Source organism: Streptomyces anulatus (assembly GCF_014650675.1).
Lineage (GTDB): Bacteria > Actinomycetota > Actinomycetes > Streptomycetales > Streptomycetaceae > Streptomyces > Streptomyces anulatus.
In genome coordinates, this window is sequence record NZ_BMVK01000023.1 from 21785 (window position 1) to 45295 (window position 23511).

The following is a 23511-nucleotide window of genomic DNA, read 5'->3' on the forward strand; positions in this document are numbered from 1 at the left end:
CTGCGGATCTTCCGACGAACGTCATCAGGACCTCATCCGGTTCCCTGGAATACCGGTGGGAGCCACGTGATGGTCCGGTGATCGTCGTGCTGCACGGGGGCCATATGCGGGCCGGGCTGTCACTGGGGGAGAAGGTCTACCGTGCGGCGGGATACTCGCTGCTGGTTCCCTCGCGGCCCGGCTACGGCGCCACGGACCTGTCGGTCGGGGCGGCTCCTGAGGACTTCGCCGACGCCGTGGCCGCCCTCTGCGGGCTTCTGGGGATCGATCAGGTCGAGGCGTGCGCCGGGGTGTCGGCGGGGGGTCCGACCGCCGTGGCCCTGGCTGCCCGGCATCCCGACCTGGTCCGCCGGCTGGTCCTGGAATCCGCTGTCGGACCGCTCTCCTGGCCGGGAGCGGGAACGAGAAGGCTCGGACGTGTCGTGTTCTCGCCCCGGTCCGAAGGCGCGGTCTGGCGGCTGACCCGGTGGTTGCTCGAGCGACGCCCGGAGGCAGCGTTGCGCATGTTGCTCGCGGAGCTGACCACGGGGCGCCCCCAGGATGTCCTCGACCAGCTGTCCGGGGAGCACCGGGCCGAAGTGACCGCGCTGCTGTCGTCGATGCGTTCCGGCCGAGGATTCGTGAACGACCTGGCTCAGCTCGGTGGGGGACGGAAGTCCTGGGAGGGGCGCGTCGCGCAGCCGGCGCTCGTCATCGCATCGAGGCGCGATGGTTCCGTTGCTTACGGCCATGCGGTCGAACTCGCGCGGATCCTACCCCGGGCCGAGCTGGTGGACAGCGAGGCGGCCGGTCATTTCGTGTGGTTCGGCCCCGATCGGAACCGCATCGAACAGCTGATCACCGCGTTCCTGGCGCAAGGCGCCACGGCAGGCGGAGGGTGAGACGGGCGGGTGGGGTGACTGCGGAGGTCAGGCCTGGCCGCCGTCGTACTGTTCCCGCCAACGGTCGATCAGCGCCGCCATCTCCCGCTGCATGAAACCGTAGAAGTCCTGCATCTCGTCCAGGCGCAGACCCACGACGCTTTCCCTGCCCGCGATCTTGATGCCGCCCGCAGCGGCGTCCCACATGCTGGCCAGCAGCGTGTTCTGGTTGCCCATCAGGGTCGACCAGGCGTGCTTGCGGAAGCGGTAGTGATCGCGACGGCTCCCGGGGGCGGGTACGCGCTCGATCATGCCGGTCGGAATCAGCTGGTTCACCGCCCCTGACACTGCACCCGAACTGATGCGCAGCGACTCGCAGAGTTCGCCGGCGGTCATGGTCTCGTGCCGGCTGAACAGCAGTGCCGTCATCACCCGTGCCGTGGTCTTCTGCATGCCGCCTTGGGAGAGGGTCAGCGCCAGCTTCTCTGCGTGTTCGCGCAGTTCCTGGTCCACGTCCTCCGTGTCATGCATGCCGAGCCTCCTCCTGAGCCGGATCCCCAGGATACATACAAACCTTAACGCTCTGAGCGTTCAAAGATCTCTGAAACTAGGCTATGTTTCGGGTATGGAAAACGTGATTGAGCTCCGCGACCTCACCAAGACGTACGGCACGCGGCGCGGTCTCACCGGCCTCACCCTCGATGTGGTCCAGGGTGAGGTGTTCGGCTTCCTCGGTCCGAACGGCGCGGGGAAGTCCACCACGATCCGGCTGCTGCTGGACCTCATCCGGCCCACGGCCGGCCGGGCTACCGTCCTCGGGCTCGACCCGCGGGGCGACGGCGTCCAGTTGCGCCGTCGTGTCGGATATTTGGCCGGTGACTTCGTGTGCGACGGGCGCCAGAACGTCCGGGCCTACCTGCGGTTCCTGGCGGAGTTGCGGGGAGGTGTCCCGCAGACCCGTATCGACGCTCTGGCCGACCGGCTCGGCCTGGACCAGTCGACGAAGATCAAGAAGCTGTCGAAGGGCAACCGGCAGAAGGTCGGACTCGTGCAGGCGTTCATGCACACCCCGGAACTGCTCATCCTCGACGAGCCGAGCTCCGGACTTGACCCACTGGTCCAGCAGGCGTTCCTCGACATGGTGACGGAGGCCGCCGCGGGCGGCCAGACGGTGTTCATGTCCAGTCACATCATGAGCGAGGTGGAGGCCGTCGCCGACCGGGTCGGCATCATCCGCGACGGGAGCCTGGTCGCCCTGGACACCGTGGCGAACCTCCGCACCGGAGCGATCTGTGATGTCGAGATCACCTTCGAGGCAAGCGTCCCGGTGAGCGCCTTCGAGGGGCTGCCCGGTGTGGGCCGACTCCACCTCGACGAGGCGGGCACGCGGCTCACCGGTCAGATCTCGGGGCCGCCGGACGCCTTCATCAAGGCTCTGGCCCACTTCTCCGTCACCGGCCTGCGCGCCACCGAGCCCGCTCTCGACGAGGTCTTCCACGCGTACTACGACGGGGCCGAAGCGGCGCCGCGCACCGACTCGACCACTCTCGCCTGACTCGGCACTCTCGCAGCTCCACCACACCGGTACGGAAAGGATCCACCCCCATGAGCGCCGCCGCAATCCTCACCAAGACGCTGTCGGACAGCCGTCGAGGTCTGATCGGCTGGTCTGTCGGCACAGCACTGGTGGGGATGGTGTACGCCAGCACCTACCCCTCCCAGCGCGAGAACGTGGACAGCATCCCCGAGGCCCTTCGTCAGAGCCTCAACGTCGACGGCACGGCTGCCGGCTATCTGCAGGCCTCCGTGTTCGGCATCATTGTCCCGCTCCTCGCGATGATCTACGGCGTGACCATGGGGGCGAGGGCCATCGCCGGAGATGAGGAATCAGGGCAGCTCGATCTGCTGCTCGCGCACCCCATCACACGGACCCAGCTGGTCCTTCAGCGGTTCGGCGCTCTGGTGGCCGGAGCGCTGGGCATCTCCGCCCTAGTCTGGCTCGCGGTCCTAGCCGTGCGCGGCAGCGCCGAGCTGACCAGCGTCAGCCCCCTCCAGTTCCTGGCCCAGTGCTTCAACCTGGCTCTCCTGGCGATCACCTTCGGTGCTCTCGCCGTCGGGGTCGGAGCCGCTGTGGGCCGACGCGCGGTGGCCCTGGTCGTCGTGGCCATCGTGGGGGTGCTCTCGTACACCGCCAGCACCTTCGCCACGCAGATCGGCGCCGACTGGATCGCCCACCTGTCACCCTTCCACTACTACATCGGTGGAGAGCCGCTGCGGAACGGTTTCCAATGGGGTGATGCCGCTGTGCTCGTCATCGCCTCGGCGATCTTCGTCGCGGCCGGTCTCGCTCGTTTCAACCGTCGAGACATCAACAGCTGAGGCTCCGCCGCAAGGGCACTCCCACCATTGCTGGGGTCGACTCTGGGGGGCACCCTGATGCACTGATCGATGGGTGGGAGCCAGACTTTCCGGCAACGACCCGACTTATCGGAGTGGGAAGGTGATGGGGTGTCCACCGTCGACAGCGGGATTGCGCCGCAACCCAACGTGAACGATCCGGCGATCTACGACTGGTATCGCATGATGCGGGACAACCATCCGGTGCACCAGGATCCGGGTACCGGATGGTGGGTGGTCTACCGTTACGCCGACGCGCGCAATGTCCTGACCAATCCGGGCACGTTCTCTTCCGAAATGCATCGGATGGGGTTCCCCGAGTCGGGGCTGGAGAGTCTTCCGCAGATGGATCCGCCCCGGCACACGCGCGTCCGGAGGATTCTTGGTACCACTTTCACGCCCAGTTCCATCGCGGCGTACGAGCCCCAGATCGTTCGGATCACCAACGAGATACTCGACGACCTCTCCGACCGGGATGAAATCGACCTCGTCGCTGATCTGGCGTACACCGTGCCCATCGCGGTCATTCTGGAGATCCTCGGCCTGCCGGCCGAGGACCGCCATCTCTTCTACAACTGGGCTCGCAAGGTCATGAGCGTAACGCCCGAGGAGATGGCGCAGGAGGGATACCTGGAGGCCCTGGGCGAGCTGCAGCAGGAAGCGATCACCTACCTTCGGGAGAAGGTCCGCTCACGCAAGAACAAGACCGGCGACGACATGCTGACGCGGCTCGCCAACGCCGAACTCGACGGTGATCGACTCACCGAGGACGAAACGGTCAACTTCGCGAACGTGATGTTCGCCGGCGGCCACATCAGTACGACGATGACCATCGCCAACTCGGTGGATCTTCTTGATCTGAACCCGCAGGCGCAGGCCGACGTGCGGGCTGACCGGAAGCTGATAGGCCCGGCGGTCGAGGAGGTGCTCCGACATCGGCCTCCGATCACGACCGGGCTGCGTGCATCGACCAAGGATGTCGAGGTTGCCGGCGTCACGATCCCGGCACACCAGCATGTCGCTGCCAGCTTCTGCTCCGCCAACCGGGACGAACGACAATTCCCCGATCCGGAAACGTACGACATCCACCGGAACAGCGAGGGGCGCCACTTCGGGTTCGGCTTCGGGACGCACCATTGCATTGGCAATGCTCTGGGTAGGCTTGAGGCGAGGCTGGTCCTCGGCGTGCTCTTCGATCGTTTCAAAGAAATCACGGTCGAACGTGACGGCGACCTCGTCTGGGCCATCCCGCCGCAGATGGTCGGCTTCGAGAAGCTGCCGGTCACGCTGCGCAGAGCCTGACAGGCTCGCATGAGGGTGCTCGGAGGCATGACAGCTCCGAGCGCCCCCATGCTGTCGGGTGGTGAGTCGGGGAGGCGCGGGGTGCAGCCGGCAGCGACAAGCCTGCGTTAATTTTGGCTGCGTTCCTTTTCTTCCGGCGTCAATCGCCCATAGCTTCCCCCTGTTCGTTCGTCGGCAGGTTCTGGAGCCTTACCGGGTTCCTCTTCAGGGGGTGTGGCGAATGTGGCGTGACTGCGGGCTTCTGGAGCGCGAACGTGAGATCGATCTGCTGGATGACTCCTTGCGTCGAGCGCGGGAGGGCAAGGGCCGTCTGGTCCTTATAGAGGGTGAACAAGGTTCTGGCAAGACAAGTCTCTTGCACGCTCTGCGCACTGCGGCGGAGGAAAGAGGATTTCGCGTGCTTCGCGCATGCGGAAGTGAGTTCGAGAGCGATTTTTCCTGGGCTGTTCTGAGGCAGCTCTTCTGTGATGCGGCTGATGGGGAGCGGTCAGAAGGGGCATACCGGAATTCCGGGGCGGCCTCGATCGAGAAGGTTCTCTCCGGCTGCGGGGCGGGAGAGGGTGCGACGGGGCCCGTCGCGACAGATCTCCACCCCGCTTTTCGGAGCATGTTCGGTACATGTCGCGAGATATCTGCCGCTGAGCCGTTGCTACTCATCATCGACGAGGCCCAGTGGGGTGACGTCGAATCCATGCGTTTCCTTGCATACCTGGCGAACCGCATCGAGGACTACGGCATACTGATCGTTCTCACGGCGACCTGTGCGAAACGCGGACCGATTTCGGATCTGCTTATGACGGCGAGCGCCTCGGCGTCGGCGTCCTACCACCGGCTGTCGCCGCTGACCAGGGAAGGCGCACGGCGACAGATCGTGGAACGGGTCGGCCGCGAGGTGCCCGAGAGTGTCCTGCGAACCTGCTTCGAACTCACGGAGGGCAACCCGCTCCACCTGGCCGAGCTCCTCGACGAGATTGTCGGGCAGGGGCTGGAGCCCGATGAGGCGGCGGTTGCGGTGATCTCCCTGATCACTCCCGTACGCATCTCGTGGAATGTCGGGAGCCGGCTCCGGAAACTTCCCGCCAACGCGACCGTGTTGGCGGAGGCCATCGCCGTGCTCGACGACCAGGCCGAGCCGCGGCACTGCGTCGGAGTGACCGGGCTGGGCGAGGCGGAGCTGCTCGACGCGGCAGGATGCCTCAGAGACGCCGACGTGCTCAGACCGGGAACACCGTACAGATTCCGGCACCCTGTGGTCAGGCAGGTCACCTACACACAGATGTCTCCGCGGGATCGCGGCAGCGTCCACCGCAGATCGGCTCGAACGCTCCAAGCCGCAGGAGCCTCGGCGCGTGAGGTCGCGGAGCATCTGGTCCGCACCGATCCGCTCGGTGACACGTGGAGCGTGTCCGTGCTGCACTCCGCTTCCTCCGGGGCGATGAAGGAGGGCGACCCGAACGCGGCGATCCGCTATCTCCGGCACGCCCTCGCGGAGCCTCTCTCTGAGGAGCGTGAACTGGCCACGCTGGCGCGGCTCGGTTCTGCGGAACTGCGTGCCCACGACCCGTCGGCCATAGAGCGTCTGCGGGAGGTGAAGACACGCGGGGGGGAGCCGGAGGGGCGGAGATTAGTCCGTACCGAACTGGGCGTTGCACTCGCCGCTTCGGCCCGGTACGAGGAGGCTCTGATCCTTCTCGGCCAGGACCGGGAGCAGATGCCCGAGGACACACGCGCGTTCGCGGCGGTGCTGTCCCGGCTTGCCCCGTCGATGTCCGAGCGTACGCACCCCTCCTTCGTGCCCAGCGGGGGAACGCGGTCTCGCGCCGCTGTCGAGGCTCTCCTGCGGTGCGCCCCGCTGCGGCGCGTCCGCCGACTGGCCTCCGCCGCGCTGTCGGCCGGTGAGCGAGAGGCCTTGCACGACACCGGCCTCACCCCGGGCTCCATCGCCGCGTGGGCGCTCTCCGAATGCGACGAACTGGACGGCGCGGAAAGGGCGCTGGACGATCAGCTGCGCCGGGCGACGCGGGCGGGACAGCTCCTGACCGTGGACACGGTCAGGAGTTTGCGGGCCCGGGTCCTCTACAGCAGCGGACGACTTGCCGAGGCCGAAGCCGCCGCACGTTCCGTACTCCGGCATCAGCGCGCGACTTCCCTGCGCCCCCTGTCCGTGCCCCTGGCGGCCGCCGTCCTTGTGCACTGCCTGGTCGACACCTGCCGGCCCGATGAGGCCGAGGCCTTCCTGGGGAAGACGGGGTTGAGCGGGGAGCTGCCCGAAGCCGCCATGTTCCTTCCCCTGCGCGCCGCCCGGGGCCGGTTGCGGATCAGACTCGACCGCTTCGACGACGGTCTCGCCGACATTCGCAGTTATCGTGAACTCGCCGCCCGGCATGGGTGGTGGCACCCCTCCGCCGTCTGCGACTACCTGTCTGACGGCGTTCGCGCCGTGGTCCGCTCCGACGGATCGGAGCAGGCGATCGACCTGGTCACCGACGAACTGGCCCGAGCACGGGCCTTCGGTGCCGCCAGGCCTCTCGCTGTGACCCTGCGTACCTATGGGGAGCTGCAGGGCGGAGCGGGAGGCCTCGCCCTCATCGAACAGGCCCAGAGCATGCTGGCCGGGCTCCCCGACACCCTCGAACACGCCCGCACGTTGATAGCGCTGGGAGCCGCGAGGCGTCGCGCCGGACAGCGCAGCGAGGCCCGCCGACGGCTCACCGCTGGCATGAACCTGGCCGGGAGCATCGGGGCCGTGGATCTCGAGAACGAGGCCCGACAGGAGCTGCGGCTCGCGGGATCACGATCCGTTCGCGGTGAGGTGTCCGCCCCTGTTCCCCTGACTCCGGCAGAGGAACGCGTCGCCTGGCAGGCGGCCAAGGGGCTGAGCAACCGCGAAATCGCCCAGGCGCTCTTCGTCACCGTCAAGACCGTCGAATGGCACCTGAGCCAGACCTACGCCAAGCTCGGCATCGGCAGACGGTCCGAGCTGCCGGACGTGCTGGACCCGGCCTCCGACGCCGAAAACACCGCCAGGTCCGCCTGATTCCGTCCCCCGGCTCTCATGGACTCCGCGGACTGGGGTCTCTGCTGGGGCTGTACCTGGGGCGGAGACGGCGCTGCTCGGCGAGGCTTGCCGACAGTTCACCGGGGGTGAGCGAACACCGCTCGCCCCCGGAACCTCTTCCCTCGACGGAAAGGCGGGATCAGTGCACAGCACTGGCGAGAAGCGGCACGAGGAACTGTCCGACGCCGAGCGTTCCTTCGTCGACGCGGTCGCGCGGCATTACCACGAGGCACACGGGGTGACGTGGGAGAAAGGCCGCGTCATGGCCTGGATGATCATCAGTGATCCGGTCGAGCAGACCCTGCCCCAGATCTGCGCGGCCGTCGACGCCACCCCCGACCAGATCGAGCAGCTCATCGAGCAACTCGTTCTGGCAGGCCTGTATCAGCGCATCGAGACTCAGGGAGCGGAGACGCGCTACCGGCTCGTCGACGACGGATACCCGAAGGCGGTGTCCGACACCTTCGCGAGCTGGCCGGAGTACCGGGGCATCTTCCAGTACGGACTGGAGGCGCTGAAGGATGCCAGCGCGGAACGCCGCAGGCGCATAGCGGAGATCGAGGAGCTCTTCGGGCACATCGTCGGCGACCTCGCCGACATGTCGCGGCGCTGGGAGCAGCACCGCGAGAACGCCTCCGTCTGACCCCCGACCCGCGCAACGAGGAGACCCCGCCATGGCCACGGAAACCGCCCCCACCGCTCTCACGGAGAGCGAGAAGATCTTCGTGGAGAAGGTCGCGCAGTACTACTACGAGAACGACGGCATGCCCCATGAACGAGGCCGTGTCGTCGGCTACATGATGATCTGTGATCCGGCGGCACAGACCGCGGACGAGATCGCCCTGATGCTCGGCGTGGAGCGTGCGGCGATCGACCGTATCGTCGACCAGCTCACCCCCGAGAACGACCCGGTGAGCGTCTTCGAACGAACCGGCGCTCTCAGCGAGAACTACACGCTGCGCCTGCGCGAGAACAGCTGGGCGCCGAAGGTACGGGGCATCTTCTCGGAGTTCCCCGACTTCCACCGGATCGCGGCCACCGGCCTGCGAGAGCTGCGCGCGGAGGGCGCGTCCGACGAGCGGCTGCGGCGGCTGGCCAACATGGAGCGCTTCCTCGGATTCGTCAGCTCGGAGATGCCCGTGATCCTCGAACGCTACGAGAAGAACCGGTCGTCCGGGAACGCCTGATCCGCGACAGAGGCGCGCCGAGGAGCGGAAAGGAGACGACGGTGTCGGTGACGGAGATCGGGCCCGTGAGTCAGCGCCGCAGAGCAGCCGTGGACATCCCCCCGGAGGCTCTGGGAAGCGAGGAGTTCCGAGCGGACCACCAGGTGCGCTACGCCTACGTGGCCGGCTCCATGTACAAGGCCGTCGCGTCGGAGGACATGGTCGTCCGCATGGGCAGGGCCGGACTCCTGTCGTACTTCGGTGCGGGAGGGCTGAACCAGGAGCGGACCGCCGCCGCGGTACGGCGCTTCCAGCGGGAACTGGGTGACGGCCCCTGGGGACTGAACCTGCTCGCGAGCCTGGAGAACCCGGCGAAGGAGGAGGAGCAGGTCGACCTGCTCCTCCGCCACCGGGTTCGCCGGGTGGAGGCCGCCTCCTTCCTGCGTCCGACCGCCGATCTGGTCCGGTACCGGCTCTCCGGGGTGAGCCAGGGGCGCGACGGCAGGGTGTGCGTCCCCAGCCGGGTCATGGCGAAGGTGTCCAGGCCCGAGGTCGCCGACGGCTTCCTCGGACCCGCGCCCAGGGAACTCGTCGACGGGCTCCTGGCGGAAGGGCGCATCACCGCGGCGGAGGCCGAACTCGCCGACCGGGTGCCTCTCGCGGACGACATCGTCGCCGAGGCCGATTCGGGAGGCCACACCGACCAGCGCCAACTGGTCATCCTGCTCCCCGAACTCATCGCCCTGCGGGACCGGACAGCCCGGAGGTTTCCCGCCGCCGCCCGGATCCGGGTCGGCGCGGCAGGAGGTATCGGGGTTCCCCGCGCGGCCGCCGCGGCGTTCGTGCTCGGTGCCGACTTCGTGCTCACCGGCAGCATCAACCAGTGCACGGCGGAGTGCGGCACCAGCGATCGCGTCAAGGACATGCTCCAGCGGGCCGAGGCCCACGACATGGCGATCGTGCCCGCCGGCGACATGCTGGAGACCGGTGCGCGCGCCCAGGTACTCCGGCGCGGTCTGTTCTATCCGGCCCGGGCCAACAAGCTGTACGAGCTCTACCGGCGCCACGACTCCCTGGAGGACCTGGACCCGCGGACCGCCGAGCAGCTGCAACGCCGTTACTTCCGGAGGAGTTTCGACGAGGTCTGGGAGGAGACGCGCACCTACTACCGGCGCGCCAACCCCAAGGCCCTCGCCCTGGCGGAGAGTGACCCGAAGCACAAGATGCTCCTGGTCTTCAAGGCCTACTTCGTGCAGTCCATCCGGCTGGCCATGAGCGGCTCCGAAGCCCACCAGGTGGACTACCAGATCAACTGCGGACCGGCGCTCGGAGCCTTCAACGAGCTCGTGCGCGGCACGGACCGCGAGAACTGGCGCGACCGGCACGTGGACGACCTAGGAGAGATGATCATGCGGGGCGCCGCCTCGATACTCAGCGAACGGTTCGAAGCTCTGACGTCCGCGAACATCCATCGGGGGCAGCGCCCGTGACACTCATCCACCTCTTCGCCGGTCAGGGCTCCCAACGCGTCGGCATGGGAAGGGATCTGCTCGCCGCCTATCCCAACCTCGTCCGGCAGGCGGACTCCGTCCTGGGGTACTCGGTCGCCGAACTCTGCCTCGATGGACCCGCCGAGCGCCTCGCGGACACGCGCTACACACAGTGCGCGGTGTATGTCGTCGACGCTTTGGCGTACATCGATTCCGTGCGGACCAGCGGCCGGATCCCGGAGGCGCTGGCCGGGCACAGCCTCGGGGAGTACGCGGCACTCTTCGCCGCCGGCGTCTTCGACTTCCGTACCGGTCTTGAGATCGTCGCCAAGCGCGCGGAGTTGATGGCGGACGCGGGCCCCGGCGCGATGTCGGCCGTCATCGGGCTGGGCGAGGACCGCGTCCGGGCCCTCCTGGACTCCTCCGGGCTCCCCGTCGACATCGCCAACCTCAACGCTCCGGACCAGATCGTGGTCTCGGGGCCGCGTGAAGCCGTGGGGGAGGTGCCGGCCCTGATGTCCGGGCACGCCCAGACCGTCGTTCCGCTCCGGGTCAGCGGCGCCTTCCACTCCCGCTCCATGGCACCGGCCACCCGTGAGTTCGCGTCGTTCCTCGACGGCTACGTGCTGGCCCGGCTGAAGATTCCCGTCATCGCGAACACCACCGGGCGCCCTTACGACGACGACATCGCGGGCACCCTGTGCCGCCAGCTCCACCTGCCTGTCCGCTGGAGCGACACGGTCGTCCACCTGCTCGGGCTGCCCGACCCGGAGTTCCGTGAGATCGGGCCCGGCAACACGCTCACCGGGTTGACCCGGCGCATCCAGGCGTCACTGCGTGCATCGGTCGTCACCGCTTAGCCGCGTCCGGCCGCAAGGGCCCCGCGCCTCCGTGGAGAGGAACAACGGCGAATCATGGACTCCACGTCCGCCACCGGAAGTCTGCATGTCACCCCCCAGGAGGTCCTGGCCTTTGCCGAGGCCACCGGCGACCGCAGCCCGCTGCACCTGGACACCGCATACGCTCGGCGCACGCCTTTCGGTGAGCCCGTGGCCCACGGACTGCTGTGCCTGCTGAAAGTGCTGACGCGGGCTCGCGTGCCACAGGGCCGGACGCTGGCCGCTCTGCGCTCCCGGTTCGCGGCTCCGGTGCTTCCCGGGCAGGACTACCGGTGCACAGCACGGGAGACCGTCTCGGACGACGGCGACGTGCGAGTCGACTTCCAGGTGCTCGACGGCGACAGGACCGTCATCGAAGGGGAAGCCACCTTCACCGGCGGCGAGGTGCGGCCGGCTCCGGCGCGCGCCGCCCGCCCCAGAGCTGCGGCCCGGGCCACGGTGGCCGCTTTCGAGGACATCTCCCCGGGAGATCTGGCGGGCGGCGACTACCGCCCGGACTGGAAGGCGCTGGAGGCGCTGGTGTCCGGTCTCCGCTTGCCGGACCACGGTGTCGGAGTCGAACACACTGCCGTCCTGGGCTGGGTCAGCCACGTCGCGGGCATGGAGGTGCCAGGGCGCGCGGCCATGATCAGCGGTCTGGACCTGGTCTTCCTGGAGGCTCCGAAACCACGGGGGTTCAGGGGACAGGCGGAGGTCACCGACCTCGACGACCGTTTCCGCACGGTCCGGCTGACCGGGGAGGCGAACGCCGGACGGACCGCGGCCGAGGTCGAGGTGCGTGTCGTCGTGCGGCGTGAGGCTGCGGCGCCGTCGGCCGAGGACGTACGCCGAGAGGTGGCGGATCTGGTCGAAGGGCGGCAGCTGGCAGGCCGGTCCGCCCTCGTCACGGGCGGAAGCCGAGGGCTCGGCGCCGCCCTGGTCCAGGCTCTGGCCGTCGCGGGCTGCACGGTCCACGCGATGTTCCGCGAGAGCAGGACCGAGGCGGAGGCCCTCGTCACGGCTCTCGGGCGGGACGGTGAGAGGGTCCGCCTGCACCAGGGGGACGCGGCCGACGCCGACTGGTGCCTGCGGACAGGGCGGGCCATCGAGTCGGAGTACGGCCCCGTCGACTACGTCTTCCTGAACGCGGGACCGGCAGCGAACTCGCTCGGCCTCCATCCGGCGACGGCCGCCCGTGCACGCGACCATGTCAGCAACGGCATGCAGCTCGCCCAGGCCCCGCTCAGCGCCTTCGCGGAGGGCCTGGCTCACCGGCAGGGCCGGGTGATCGCCGTGTCGTCGTCCTACGTCACCTCCCCACGTCGCGGCTTCGGTCACTACGTGGCGGCGAAGAGCGCCTGGGAAGGGCTCGTGCGGGCGAGCGCCGTGGAGTGCCCCGGCCTCGGGGTCTCCATCGTCAGGCCGCCCAGACTGGCCACCACCTTCGCCGACAGCGTCACCGGGGCGGAGGAGGCGCTGTCCGTCGAACCAGTCGCCGGCGCGATCCTGCGGCATGTGGCCGGGTGCGCACCGGGCTCCGTGGAGGTGCTGGAGGAGTTCGCCGGCCTCGGCCCGTCGCCCGCCGGGGCCCCCGGGCCGGACGCCTCCGCCGTATCCCGGGCGGACGGACTCCTGGTCGTGGCCGCGACGTTCACGACGGATCCGCTGCGACCGGTGCTGTCCCACTGGGTCGAGCGCCTGGGGCTCGACCTCGATGTGCATCTCGAGTCCTACAACCAGGTTTTCCAGGAGCTCCTCGATCCCCGGAGCTCCTTCGCCTCGAACCGCCGTGGGTGCAACGTCGCGTTGATCCGGCTGGAGGACTGGCCTTCGGGTGCGGCGGGGCGGCGTACCGTCGACGAGTTCGGTGAGGCGGCGTCCGAGGCCGCCGCACGGGGGGCCGTTCCGCTGGTCGTCGCCCTGTGCCCGCCCTCTCCGGGAGCTCGGGCGCTTCGCGGTCCCGAACTGGCGGAGTGGGAGGACCGGCTGTCCGCTGTGCTGGGTGACCGCGCGGGACTCCACCTCATCCCCAGTGCCGAGTGGAGCGGGGCCTACCCGGTGGTGGACCACCACGACGCCGCACGGGAGGAGCACGCCCACATTCCCTACACCCCGGCCGCCTGGACAGCGCTCGGCACGTCGGTCGTCCGCACGGTCCACGCGCTTGTCTCCCCGCCGTACAAAGTGCTGGTCCTGGACTGCGACAACACCCTCTGGAGCGGAGTCTGCGGGGAGGACGGGGCGCGCGGGATCACCATCGGGCCCGCGCGACGACGGCTCCAGGAATGGGCGCTGACCCAGCACGACAACGGTGTGCTCATCTGCCTGGCCAGCAAGAACGAGGAGGAGGACGTCGACGCCGTCTTCCGGCAGCGTGACGACCTGCTCCTGAGGCCGGAACACATCACCGCGCGCCGTGTGAACTGGGACCCGAAGCCGGACAACCTCCGGGAGCTCGCACGCGAACTCGGGCTCGGCCTCGACAGCATGGTCTTCCTGGACGACAACCCCGTCGAGACCGCCGCCGTCCGGGCGGCCTGCCCCGGCGTGCTCGCCCTGACCCTGCCGGCGGACGAGCAGGACCTTCCCGGCTTTCTCGACCGGTTGTGGGCCTTCGACCGGGGCCGGGTCACCGACGAGGACCGCCGGCGCGGCGCGATGTACCGCGAGGGGAGGTCCAGGGAGACGTTGCGCGCCTCCACCACGACCCTCGCGGAGTTCGTGGCCGGACTGGAGCTGCGGATCGACGTACACGAAGCCCGTCCGGACGAGCTTGCCCGCGTCGCCCAGCTCACCCAGCGCACGAACCAGTTCAACCTCAGTACGGTGCGTCGGTCCGAGCCCGCTCTGCGCGAACTGCTGGACGCCGGGGCACGCTGCCGCGTGGTCGAGGTCAGCGACCGCTTCGGAGAGTACGGGCTCGTCGGCGCGGCCATCACACGGCCGGGCGCGCAGGTGGTGAACCTGGACACCTTCCTGCTCAGCTGCCGTGTCCTGGGACGCGGCGTCGAACACGCGTTTCTGGCCGCGGTCGCCGCCGAGGAAGCGGGGGAGGGGAAGGCGACCACGCTGGAGGCCGTGCAGCGGCCGACGGCGAAGAATCGTCCGGCCCGGATGTTCTTCGACCAGGCGATGGGAGCGGGAACATCCCGGCCCGGGGCCGTCGACGGGGAGATCGTCCACCGGGCGGATCTCGGCGTGCTCACCGGACTCACCTTCCGGCCCGACGACGGAGCGGACACCGGTGTCGCGTCTCCCGTCCCGGACGCCTCACCGGCGGACGCCCCGCACGGGACGGCGGACGCGCAGCGCATCGCGGCCCTGACCGCACTCGCGGTCGACCTCACGGATTCCGCGGCGCTTCACCGATCGGTGACGGGTGACCCGGACGTGATCACCGGCCCGGCCCCGCTCCGTTCCCAGAAGTCGGCCCACGCCGCGCTCGACGCGGTGCGGGACGTCCTCAGCGCGTTGCTGCACGTCCCGCGATCTCAGCTGCGCCGGGACAGCACGATGGAATCCCTGCGGCTGGAATCCCTCCAGATCGTCGATGCCACCGTGGCCCTGGAGAAGCGGTTCGGACGCCTGCCGGGAACCCTCTTCTTCGAACACCGCACCCTGGGGGCCCTGGCGGATGCCATCGCTCCGGCCCGCGCCGCCCACCGGACCCCGGCCGGCGCCGGCCCCTCCGGCGTCCGCGTACCGGCTGCGACCACGCTGCCGCCGGACACCGACGCCATTGCCGTCGTCGGCATCGCCGGCCGCTATCCGGGAGCCGAGGACATCACCCAGCTCTGGGACAACCTGGTCCAGGGCACCGACTCGCTCGGCGACATCGCCGAGCGCTGGGACCGGCTCGGTACGGCCGCCGCGCGCGTCGCCGCCGACCGCCGCACGTCCGGCGGACTCATCGACGGGGTCGACGCGTTCGACTCCCTGTTCTTCTCCATCGCACCGAGCGAAGCGGCGACCATGGATCCGCAGCAGCGGCTCTTCCTCCAGACGGCCTACCACGCCATGGAGGACGCCGGGCACACCCCACGCACCCTGGGGCGGAACGTCTCCGTCCATGTGGCCTCCATGGGGCCCGACTACGCCGTGCTCAATGCCGATGCCGCACTGCGCGGCGGCAGCAGGTATCCGAACAGCGATCTGTACCAACTCGCCAACCGTGTCTCCTACTTCTTCGACTTCACCGGTCCGAGCATTGCCGTCGACACCGCCTGCTCCGGCTCCGGCGTCGCGCTCAAGCTCGCCTGCGACACGCTGCGGTCGGGCAGCGCGTCGGCCGCCATCGCCGGCGGCGTCAACCTCATCCTGCACCCGGCACGCCGCCTCCAGTACACGGAACTGGGCATGATCTCCCCGACCGGCCGGTGCCGGCCGTTCGGCGAGGGCGCCGACGGCATGGTCACCAGCGAAGGCGTCGGCGCCGTCCTGCTCCGGCCGTTGAGCGCCGCGTTGGCCGACGGCGATCACATCTACGGCGTCATCAGGTCGGTGGAGACCAACAGCGGTGGCCGGACGGGCGGATTCACCGTACCCAGCCCCGACGCGCAGGCGGCGCTCATCGCCAGTGCGCTCCGCCGCGCGGACGTCGACCCCGCGACGATCGGCTACGTGGAGGCGCACGGTACCGGGACACCGCTGGGCGACCCCATCGAGATCCGGGGACTCACCACGGCCTTCGGTACGGAGCTGCCCCGGGCGTCCATACCGATCGGGAGCGTCAAGGGGAACATCGGCCACACCGAGGCGACGGCCGCTGTCGCCGGGCTCACCAAGACCCTGCTCCAGTTCGAGCACCGCACCCTGGTGCCCTCGTTGCACGCGGCCGCGCCGAATCCGGTCATCGACTTCGCGGCGACGCCCTTCCACGTCCAGCAGACCGTCGCCGACTGGAGCACCGGCAGGCACGATGCGCCGCGGCGCGCGGCGCTCAGCTCCTTCGGCGCCGGCGGAGTCAACGTCCACATGATCCTGGAGGAGGCGCCCAGCCCCCGGCGGGCCGACGCAGCGGCCCACCCGGGAAGCGACCTGCTCCTCCTCTCCGCACCGGACGAGGAGCGGCTGCGGCTGATGGCCGGGCGGCTCGGCTCCTGGGCGCGGGCCGCGGGCCGGCGCACATCCCTGGCTGACATCACGCACACACTGCGTGTGGGCCGAGCCGAATTCGATGCTCGTCTGGCCGTCCCGGTCAGCGGTCACCAGGCGTTCGTGGAGTGCCTCGACCGCCTGGCCGACCCGGCCGCGGATCTCGCCGAAGCGGTGGGCGAGGCCGGCGGAAGCCTCGGCCGGGTGACCCCCGGGCAGAGCCTGGCCGATGTCTTCGACGGCAGCCCCGACATGACCGAGGTGCTGCGCGGCCTGGCAGAGGGCGGCGACCTCGCCGCCCTCGGCCGACTCTGGTGCCAGGGGGCGGCTGTCGACTGGCAGGCGCTCCTCGGGGCGGAGGACCGCCGCCGGGTCTCGCTGCCCGGGTTCCCGTTCCGGCGCACCCGCCACTGGCTGCCGCGGGCCGAGCCGACGCCCGGCCGACGCCCGGCGGAACCTTCCGGCGAGGCCGCAGCAGTGACGTACTACGCCCCGCACTGGGCCCCCGAGTCCGACGGGCCGACTCCCGCCCGCACCGGACGGCACGTGATCGTCCTCGGAGCCGACGGCCCCTGGACACGGGAGGCCGACGGACGGGTCGCCGACGCCTCCGACCTGCTCGGGCACACGACCGAGCCCGGAACCCCCCTGGTCGTCGTCGACCGACGTGGACTCGACGCAGCGGGCGGCGACACCCCGGCTGAGCTGCCCCGTGAGATCGAGACCCTCCGGCTCCTGGCCCGGATGGCCGACGACGGGCGTCAGGTGACCTACGTCTGCGTGGACCGAACCGGCCGGCGTGACCCCGGCAGCGCGCTGGTCCCCGGCTTCGGCCGTGCGCTCGCACAGGAGAGTCCGCACATCCGGACCCTGCGCGTCGAAGTGTCCGGGACAGCGCAGCCGCCGACTCTCCCGGCCGTTCTCGACGAGGTGGCTCGCGGCACCGCCGAGGTGCTGTACGACGGGGAGCGCCGGGTCCGCAGATGGCAGCGGGTCGCCCGGGCCGTCACCGCCGAGGCTCCCTTCGCAGCGGGAGGCCACTACCTGATCACGGGGGGAGACGGCGGTATCGCGCGGCTCCTGACCGAGCACCTCACGACCCGGTTCGGGGCATCGGTGACCCTGCTCGCGCGCACGGAGGCACAGCCCGGTACCGACGGGCCCCGCCCCGCGGAGCCGGCCGTAGGAGGCAGCGTTCTGCGGCTGCGGGCCGACGTCTGCGACGCCCGTTCGCTGGAGCGGGCCCTGCGGGCCGCGCGTGAGCAGCACGGGCCCGTCCGGGGCGTCATCCACGCGGCCGGTGTCCTGCGTGACGGAGCGGTGAGGGACACGACCGACGAGGAGACCTCGGCGGTCCTGGCCCCGAAGGTCCGGGGCACACGGCTGCTCGACGAGGCGACCTCCGGGGACGAGCTCGACTTCTTCCTCGTCATGTCCTCGTTCGTCGGCACGTTCGGCAACAGGGGACAGGCCGCCTACTGCGCGGGCAACCGCTATCTCGACGCGTTCGCCGAACACCGCGCGGCCAGGGCGGTCCGAGGCGAGCGGCACGGCCGGTCGATATCGGCGATCTGGCCGCTGTGGGAGCAGGGCGGCATGGAGATGCCGCCCGCCGTGCGGCAGTTGACCGCCGTGACCGTGGGTCTGGAACCGATCGACACCCCCACGGCGCTGGCCGCCTTCGAAGACGTCGTAACGCTGGGAGCGCCCGTGGTGCTCATCGGCCGGGGCACGCCCGACAGGGTCACCGCGGCCCTCACCGCCCTGGAGCCGGCGCCCGATGCCGTGGTGGGTCCGGCGGCCTCGGCGCGAGAGAGCGACGCGTCGGACCGGGACGTGCTCCGTGGGTGGCTCCGGAGCGAGGCCGCGGCTTTGGCCGGTGTCCCCGCCGAACAGGTCGACACGGCAGCCGATTTCGGCGCGTACGGACTCAACTCCGTCCTGTTCACCGACTTCACCAACCGCATCAACGCAAGGTTCCGGCTGGCCCTGACCCCTGTCGTGTTCTACGAGGCCCCGACGATCGACGCGCTGGCCGGAGAACTGACGTGCCGTCATGGCGCTTCGTTCACCGCCGACCACGAGCAGCCCGCATCGCGGGCCACATCCGACGTCGCCTCGCCGCACACGGGCTCCCGGACGCCGTCACTGAAGGACGAGCGGCCCTCCTCACCCGCGGTCGCGGTGATCGGGATGGCCGGACGCTTTCCGGGCGCGTCGGACCTGGACGCGTACTGGTCCCATCTCCTGGCGGGCCGGAACCTCGTCGGGCGTGCCGCGGCCGGCCGGTTCGGCGAACTGCGGCCCGTCGGCGGATTCCTGGACCGGGTACTGGCCTTCGACGCCGGGTTCTTCGGGGTCTCCCCGCGTGAGGCACGGCTGATGGACCCCCAGCAGCGGCTGTTCCTGGAGGAAGCCTGGCACGCCATCGAGGACGCGGGCACGGCTCCCCGCTCCCTGGCCGGGAGCCGGACCGGCGTGTTCGTCGGCGCGACCCTGTCCGACTACGCCGAGCTTCTCCACCGGTCCGCCGAGGAGGTGGCCGCCCACAGCGTCACCGGACACGTCCAGAGCATCATCGCCAACCGGCTGTCGTACCTGCTCGACCTGCGTGGCCCGAGCGAGGTGGTCGACACAGCCTGCTCCAGCTCGCTGACCGCTCTGCACCGGGCCCTCAACGCCCTGGCGGCGGGCGAGTGCGACCTGGCCGTGGCCGGCGGTGTCAACGTCCTGTTCTCCCCGCAGTGGTTCACCTCCCTGGACGCGGCGGGCATGCTGTCGGCCAGCGGACGGTGCTGGGCCTTCGACGAGCGGGCCGACGGATTCGTCCGGGGCGAAGGCGTCGGGGTCGTCGTTCTCAAACCCCTGGACGCGGCCCTCAGGGACGGGGACGAGATCCGGGCGGTCATCAGGGGAAGCGCGGTCAACCACGGAGGCAGGGCTCACTCCCTCACCGCCCCCAACCCGGAGGCCCAGGCGGACGTCGTCGCCACCGCGCTGAAGCGGGCCGGCCTCGCGCCCCGTTCCGTTTCGTACGTCGAGACCCACGGAACGGGGACGAAGCTCGGCGATCCGATCGAGGCCGCCGGGCTCACCAAGGCGTTCGGCGGCCCCGCGCCCGCACCGTGGTGTCACCTCGGGGCGGTGAAGGGAAACCTCGGCCATCTGGAGTCGGCGGCCGGCATGGCCGGTCTGCTGAAGGTTCTCCTGGCGCTGCGACACCGCACCCTTGCGCCCAACGCGGTCGGCGATCGCCCCAACCCTCATCTGCGCCTCGCGGACGGGCCGTTCGAGGTGCTCACCGAACCGCGGGCCTGGCGTCCCGCGGACGACTCCGGCACGCCGCTCCCGCTCCGGGCCGGCGTGAGCGCCTTCGGGTTCGGAGGAGCCAACGCCCATGTGGTGGTCGAGGAGCCGCCGACACGCCGCGCACCCGAGGCGGACCGGCCCGCGACGACTCGGGACCGGGACGGCCACCTGGTTGTGCTCTCCGCGACGGACACCGTGCGGCTGGGGGAGTATGCCCGGCTGCTGCGGGACAGCGTCGCGCGGGCGACAGTCCCGCTGGCGGATCTCGCCTACACCTCCCGGGTCGCCCGGGACGCGCTGCCGGTACGGCTGGCGGCCGCGGCCGTCGACCACGACCACCTGCTCACGCTGCTGGACGCCTACCTCGCCGGCGAGGACGCCGACGGGCTGTTCACCGGTGACAGCGCGCCGGAGGCAGCACCGTCCCGGGGCGTCCGCCGTGAGGCCGTCGCCTGGGTGACCGGGGCGGACATCGACCGCACACCGGATCCGGCCCGTCGCCGTGTGCCGTTCCCGCTCTACCCCTTCGACCACACCACGGAGCACGGACCGATGGCGGAAGCCGACCCGGACGGACGACCGGCCGCACCGAGCGAGCACACCGACAACCCGCTCGCCGCCCCCGTACCGCAGTTGCTGGCACGGCGCTGGATTCCGCAGCCCGCCCCGGCCCCGGAGACCGACGCTCGCCGCCCTTCCTGTGTTCTGGTGATCGGCCGGGAAGCGGAGGCGTCCTTCGCCGAGGCCCTCGCCGGACACGACGCGATGCACTGGATCGTCGTACGCGAACCGTCCAGGCTTCCGGCCCTCTCGGCCGACCAGTACGAGATGGAGTTCGACGACCACGGGGCCGGACAGCGGGCGGCGGCTGACATCCTCGCCTCCCACCCGGGGCCTTTCTGTCTGGTCGACCTGGTCGACGCCACGGGCGGGATGGTCCCCGACCGGGAGAACGCCCGTCTGGGGCTGCTGAAGGGCTTGCTGGACGACGGTCGCACGGCTGAGCTGCGCCTGGTGCACCTGCGCCGGACGGCCGGTTCGGTGACGAGCGAGGGGCAGCCGGACACCGGGGTGGGCGGAGCCAGGCTGGCCGGTCTGGTGCGTGCGGTCGGGGCCGAGTACTCCGCCGTTCGAGCCGTCACGGTCGAGACTGACGGGGGCGACCTGGCCGCCGGACTGGACCGAGCGCTGCGGGAGTTGGGCACCGCGGGGCAGGAGCCCGAGGTCCGCCGGCGCGGCGGGGTACGGGAGGTGGCCCGGTTCTCGCGGGTGGCCCCCGAAGCCGCCGCGCGGCCCGGTGCCCTCGGCGCGTTCACCCTGAGCGCGGAAAGGCCCTACCTCATCACCGGCGGTACCGGCGGTCTGGGGCTGGCGGCGGCTGAGCTGCTGGTGGCGCGCGGAGCCAGGAAGCTGGTCCTCACCGGACGCCGGGAACTGCCTCCGCGTCAGCTCTGGTCCGAGACGCCGGAGAACGCCTGGTGGGCGGACCGGGTCGCGGCCCTGCGCCGCCTGGAAGCCGCGGGCGCCGACATCCTGCTGCATAGCGGCCCGCTCCGCGGCGGCACGGAGACGGCACGCCTGCTGGCCGACGTACGACAGCGGATGGGCCGACCCGCCGGTGTGCTCCACTGCGCCGGATCAGTCGCCCCGACGCCGGCGTTCGTCCGCAAGCCGTTGGACGAGATCCTGTCGTGCTGGGAACCGAAGGGGAGCGGGCTGGCCGAACTGGACCGGGCGCTCACCGAGGACGAGCCGGACTTTGTCGTCCTGTACTCGTCACTCTCCGCCGCCGTGCCCGCGCTGGGCGCGGGACTCAGTGACTACGCGGGAGCCAACGCCGCGCTCGACGCGTACGCCGGGTACGCCGCGCGACGCGCAGCCGCTCGCGGGTCGCGCACCCACTGGGTCTCCATCGGCTGGGGGAGCTGGTCGGGAACGGGAATGGGCGAAGTCACCGGCCCCCGCTACCGCGGCCTCGGGCTCTCGGCGATGACACCGGAACAGGGTCTCGGGCTGCTCGACGCCGCGCTGTCCGTGACGGGACATCCCCAACTGCTGGCGGTGGTGGGCGAACCCGACACGGCCAGGACGCTCCACCGGCCCGAACCCGTCGACGCCGCGCGCCGGTCGCCCGGGACCACGACCACGAAACCGGACCTGCCGGTGCCGGGCACGCCGATGGACACCAGCGGCCGGGACGACTTCGACGAGCTGAAGGCGCGGTGCTCGGCCCATATCACCGAGACCCTCGCCGCGACGCTGCTCCTCGACCGGGACCGTGTCCGGCCGGACAGCGGATTCGCGGACCTGGGTGTCGACTCGATCCTGATCGCCGGCATCGTGAGGGCCCTCGAACCGCTGGCGGGCGCTCCCCTGGAGCCCTCGGTCGTCCTCGAACACCCCAGCGTTTCCCGGCTCGCCGAACACCTCTGCCTCAGCCACCCCGAGGGAGTCGCCCGCTGGGCCGGACGCGACCGCACCCAGTCCGCTTCGGACCCGGTCCCGCCCGTACCGGCCACGCCGCCGAGCACGGCCACCGCGATGCCGCTCGCGGTCATCGGCATGGCGGGCCGCTTCCCGGGCGCCCCCGACACGGAACGGTTCTGGGACCTGCTGCGCCGAGGCGGTTCAGGGGTGACGGAAGTGCCCCGGTCCCGCTGGGACGTGGCGACGCTGTACGCCCCGGAACACGCCGAAGGCCGGAGCATCAGCAAGTGGGGCGGGTTCCTCGACGGGATCGAGGAGTTCGACGCCGACTACTTCGGGGTGGCGCGGGAGCACGCCGCCCACATGGACCCGCTGACACGCCTGTTCCTGGAGGTCGCCGAGCAGACGTTCGCGGACGCCGGATACCGAGGAGAGGAACTGGCCGCCGGACGCGTCGGCGTCTTCGTCGGCTCGGGCACGAGCAGCTACGGCGGCAGGATCACCGTCCCGCACCGGGCCACCGCCACGGGACTCAACCCGAACTTCATCGGAGCCCACCTGGCGCACTTCCGCGATCTGCGCGGCCCCAACCTGGTGGTCGACACAGCGTGTTCGTCCTCGCTCACCAGCCTGCACCTGGCCCGCCAGGCGCTGCAGCTCGGGGAGTGCGAGACGGCTCTGGTCGGCGGCGCCGACCTGATCCTGGACGAAAGTCCCTACCTCTCGCTCAGCGCGGCACGCGCCCTGTCGCCGAACGGCGTCTGCCGGGTCTTCGACGCCCGAGCGGACGGGTTCGTGCCGGGAGAGGGCGTGGGAGCCGTCCTCCTCAAGCCCCTGGACAGGGCTCTGGCCGACGGCGACCGGATCTACGGCGTCATCGAGGCCACGGCCATGAACAACGACGGCCGCACCATGGGTCTGACCACGCCGAACCCGCAAGCACAGCAGGCTGTGGTGCGGGACGCCCTGCGGCAGGCGGGCACGGACGCCTCGACGCTGTCGTACGTGGAAGCGCACGGCACCGGCACCATGATCGGCGATCCGATCGAGCTGAAGGCGCTGACCGGGGTGTTCGACGAGGCCACGGCCGAGCGCGGATTCTGCGCCGTGGGCAGTGTGAAGTCCAACGTCGGGCACCTGCTGATGGCGGCCGGAATGGCCGGCCTGCACAAGGTGCTCCTCTCCCTCCGGAACGAGGCCCTTCCGCCCACCCTGCACTGCGAGCACCCCAATCCGCGGTTCGCCTTCGAAGCGTCCCCGTTCCGGCTCCAGCGCGAGCTGCAGCCGTGGACCCCCCGGAACGGAATCCGGCGGGCGGGCATCAGCGCCTTCGGATTCGGCGGCACCAACTGCCATGTGGTCCTGCGGGGGCTGACCGATTCCGAACGCGCCGCCCGCACCACCCCGCGCAGTCCGCTGCCTACTCCGGTGTTCCGCCGGACGCGGCACTGGATCGAACGGTCCGCGACGCCCGCTCCCCTGCCCGTAGACGACCCCCGTCCTTTGCTCCAGCTGGAGGAACTGATCTAG

General features: G+C 70.4%; 11 protein-coding genes. 10 read left to right on the forward strand and 1 reads right to left on the reverse strand.

What is annotated here, in order from left to right:
• Positions 1-77 precede the first annotated feature (77 nt).
• Positions 78-881, forward strand: a complete 804-nt coding sequence (locus IE272_RS35270; protein ID WP_229897957.1) for an alpha/beta fold hydrolase — start codon at positions 78-80, stop codon at positions 879-881.
• 27 nt (positions 882-908) lie between these two features.
• Here IE272_RS35270 and IE272_RS35275 read toward each other — a convergent pair whose 3' ends face one another.
• Entirely contained in the window at positions 909-1391 is a 483-nt protein-coding gene (locus IE272_RS35275) for a GbsR/MarR family transcriptional regulator (protein ID WP_229897959.1), read from the reverse strand.
• Between the two features lie 94 nt (positions 1392-1485).
• Between IE272_RS35275 and IE272_RS35280 the strand changes: the two genes are divergently transcribed.
• The 9 genes from IE272_RS35280 (at position 1486) to IE272_RS35320 (ending at position 23511) form a co-directional block, all read left to right on the forward strand.
• Positions 1486-2415, forward strand: a complete 930-nt coding sequence (locus IE272_RS35280) for an ABC transporter ATP-binding protein (protein WP_190009728.1) — start codon at positions 1486-1488, stop codon at positions 2413-2415.
• Between the two features lie 50 nt (positions 2416-2465).
• The gene (locus IE272_RS35285) at positions 2466-3239 is read left to right on the forward strand and encodes an ABC transporter permease subunit (protein WP_190009730.1); all 774 of its coding nucleotides are present in this window, start codon (positions 2466-2468) and stop codon (positions 3237-3239) included.
• 129 nt (positions 3240-3368) lie between these two features.
• Complete coding sequence (locus IE272_RS35290) at positions 3369-4559, forward strand: cytochrome P450 (protein WP_190009732.1); 1191 nt, start codon at positions 3369-3371, stop codon at positions 4557-4559.
• Positions 4560-4779: 220 nt separating this feature from the next.
• Entirely contained in the window at positions 4780-7596 is a 2817-nt protein-coding gene (locus tag IE272_RS35295) for an ATP-binding protein (RefSeq protein ID WP_190009734.1), read from the forward strand.
• A 163-nt stretch (positions 7597-7759) separates the two neighbouring features.
• Positions 7760-8260, forward strand: coding sequence for a hypothetical protein (locus tag IE272_RS35300; RefSeq protein ID WP_190009736.1), 501 nt, complete (start codon positions 7760-7762; stop codon positions 8258-8260).
• 31 nt (positions 8261-8291) lie between these two features.
• A complete protein-coding gene (locus IE272_RS35305) occupies positions 8292-8804 on the forward strand; it encodes a hypothetical protein (RefSeq protein WP_190009738.1) in 513 nt (170 codons plus the stop codon).
• Positions 8805-8845: 41 nt separating this feature from the next.
• Positions 8846-10273: a PfaD family polyunsaturated fatty acid/polyketide biosynthesis protein gene (locus IE272_RS35310; RefSeq protein ID WP_215101266.1), complete on the forward strand. Its 1428-nt coding sequence runs from the start codon at positions 8846-8848 to the stop codon at positions 10271-10273.
• Entirely contained in the window at positions 10270-11133 is an 864-nt protein-coding gene (gene fabD, locus IE272_RS35315) for an ACP S-malonyltransferase (protein WP_229897960.1), read from the forward strand. Before IE272_RS35310 ends, fabD begins: the two co-directional genes overlap by 4 nt.
• Before the next feature lie 54 nt (positions 11134-11187).
• Positions 11188-23511 (forward strand): SDR family NAD(P)-dependent oxidoreductase, encoded by a 12324-nt coding sequence (locus IE272_RS35320; protein WP_190009740.1) that lies wholly within the window; start codon positions 11188-11190, stop codon positions 23509-23511.